Below are 2,700 nucleotides of genomic sequence, written 5' to 3'. Positions count from 1 at the left end.
CGGGGCCGACGACTTCGAGGTGTGGAAGGCCCACGGCCATCACGAAGTGCCGGACACGGTCGATCCCGACGGCGCCTATTACGAGCATGTGCCGCTGTTCGGCGGCCTGAAGGTGCTGGAGACCGAGGGCAAGAAGACCGGCAAGTTCGGTCCCGCCAACGGCGCGGTGATGGAGAAGCTGATCGAGGCGGGCGCCCTGCTGGCGCGCGGCCGGCTGGAGCACTCCTATCCGCACAGCTGGCGCTCGAAGGCGCCGGTGATCTTCCGCAATACGCCGCAGTGGTTCATCCGCATGGATCAGCCGCTGAAGGGAGACGGCACCCTGCGCGAGCGCGCGCTCGAGGCCGTCGACGCCACCGCCTTCCACCCGGCGGCGGGCAAGAACCGCATCCGCACCATGGTCGAGAGCCGCCCCGACTGGCTGATCAGCCGTCAGCGCGCTTGGGGCACGCCGCTGGCCATGTTCGTCGACAAACAGACCGGCCAGCCGCTGCACGACCCCGAGGTGGACGCCCGCATCGTCACCGCCGTCTCCGAGGCCGGGGCGGACGCCTGGTTCACCCGGCCCGACGTCGACTTCCTCGGCGCCCACGACCCGGCGCGCTATGAGAAGATCGAGGACATCCTTGACGTCTGGTTCGACAGCGGCTGCACCCACGCCTTCACACTGGAGGCGCGGGATCCAGCACACGGCTACACCGGAGACCGCCCGTCCCACTGGCCGGCGGACCTGTATCTCGAGGGTTCGGACCAGCACCGTGGCTGGTTCCAGTCGAACCTGCTCGAAGGCTCCGGCACCCGCGGCCGCGCCCCCTATGACGCCGTCCTGACCCACGGCTTCACCCAGGACGAGAACGGGGAAAAGATGTCCAAGTCCCGGGGCAACACGACCGACCCCGCCGTCGTCATCAAGGAGTCGGGCGCCGACATCCTGCGGCTGTGGGTGGCGCTGGTCGACTACGCCGAGGACCAGCGGATCGGGAAGCAGATCCTGCAGACCACGGTCGACGCCTATCGCAAGCTGCGCAACACCGTGCGCTATCTGCTGGGCGCGCTGGCCGACTTCGACGAGGCCGAGCGCCTGCCGCTCGACCGGATGCCGCCGCTGGAGCGGTTCGTCCTGCACCGGCTGTGGGAGCTGGATCGCGACGTCCGCGCCGCCTATGCCGACTACCGCTTCCAGGATGTGGTCCGGCCGGTGCTGGAGTTCTGCTCCAATGACCTGTCGGCGCTGTATTTCGACATCCGCAAGGACAGCCTGTACTGCGACCGGCCGGACGCCGAGCGCCGCCGCGCGGCCCGCACGGTGATGCACGAGGTGTTTATGCGCCTGACCGCCTGGCTGGCCCCGTTGACGCCCTTCACGATGGAAGAGGCGTGGGGGACGAGGTTCCCGAACGAAGGCTCGAACTGCGCGCGGGTGATCCCGGAGACGCCGGCGGAATGGCGCAACGACGCGGAGGCGAAGCGCTGGGCTGGAGTCCAGTCTGTGCTGGAGACCGTCAACGAGTCGCTCGAGGCCTCGCGTCGGGACAAGGTCATCGGCGGGGCGCTGGACGCCTGGCCGGTCGTGACCGGACCGGAAGAGGCCTTCGCACCGTTCGAAGGGCTGGACGCCGCCGAGGTGTTCCGCACGTCCGGCGCCGAGCTGAAACCGGGCGGCGACGGCCTCCGCGTCGAGGTGCGGCTGGCCGAGCATCCGAAATGCGCCCGCTCGTGGCGGCGGGTGCCGGACGTCGGCTGCGATCCGAGCTATCCCGAGCTCAGCGCCCGCGACGCGGACGCCGTCCGCTGGTGGGACGCGCAGCGCGGCTGATTACAAACCGAGGGCGGCCCCGCGGTCCGGAAGGCAGCTGGGGGCGCCTGGTGATCGGCCGCTCGTCATCGCCGGAGCGGCGGTAAAAGACCGGACTCGCCTGCTGCCTGCTGCCTGCTGCCTGCTGCCTGGCACGACCATAGCCCCTGAGCCTATCCAAGCCCCACGGACGGACGGAATCCAAACAGCAAAAAGCCCCGCTGGCGAGCCATGCGGGGCTTTGAGATCTTGGGTGCGGGAGCAGGATTTGAACCTGCGACCTTCAGGTTATGAGCCTGACGAGCTACCGGGCTGCTCCATCCCGCGGCAAGAGCGGCGTTGTAAAGGAAGAACTGTTCGAGAGACGGGCGACAGCCCGTAATACAATCTTCTATCCGTCTGGTAGACCCGGCGGCGACCTACTCTCCCGCGCCTTAAGACGAAGTACCATCGGCTCTGGAGGGCTTAACGACCGAGTTCGGAATGGGATCGGGTGGGGAACCTCCGACATAGCCACCAGGTCAACCAGGCGGATAGACGATTGTGAGAAGACATTGTCAGCTCGGCTGGTTAGCCGAGAAATCGAATGAGTTTTGCTGAGAAACGATCAAGCCGATCGGATTATTAGTACCAGTAAGCTTCATGGGTCGCCCCACTTCCACACCTGGCCTATCAACGTGGTAGTCTTCCACGATCCTCAGCGAAGCCTTGTTTTGAGGTTAGTTTCCCGCTTAGATGCTTTCAGCGGTTATCTATTCCATACATAGCTACCCTGCTGCACAACTGGCGTCATGACAGGTCCACCAGAGGTATGTCCATCCCGGTCCTCTCGTACTAGGGACAGATCCTCTCAAGCTTCGAACACCCACGGCAGATAGGGACCAAACTGTCTCACGACGTTCTGA

General features: G+C 65.8%; 1 protein-coding gene, 1 tRNA gene and 2 rRNA genes. 1 reads left to right on the top strand and 3 read right to left on the bottom strand.

What is annotated here, in order from left to right; all coding sequences use genetic code 11:
* Positions 1-1,816: isoleucine--tRNA ligase (locus tag VGB60_RS05675; protein ID WP_331037291.1), on the top strand; the 1,816-nt coding region annotated here is incomplete at its 5' end.
* Positions 1,817-2,045: 229 nt separating this feature from the next.
* On the opposite strand, the gene VGB60_RS05670 is transcribed toward VGB60_RS05675, so the two are convergent.
* The 3 genes from VGB60_RS05670 to VGB60_RS05660 form a co-directional block, all read right to left on the bottom strand.
* A tRNA-Met gene (locus VGB60_RS05670) sits at positions 2,046-2,122 on the bottom strand.
* A gap of 79 nt (positions 2,123-2,201) precedes the next feature.
* Positions 2,202-2,316 (bottom strand): 5S ribosomal RNA (gene rrf, locus VGB60_RS05665).
* An 82-nt stretch (positions 2,317-2,398) separates the two neighbouring features.
* Positions 2,399-2,700, bottom strand: a 23S ribosomal RNA gene (locus tag VGB60_RS05660); the annotation flags it as partial.

The organism is Brevundimonas sp. (assembly GCF_036399195.1).
Taxonomy (GTDB): domain Bacteria; phylum Pseudomonadota; class Alphaproteobacteria; order Caulobacterales; family Caulobacteraceae; genus Brevundimonas.
The sequence above is the reverse complement of the archived record's forward strand: the minus strand, read 5'-3'. Positions and strand labels throughout refer to the sequence as shown.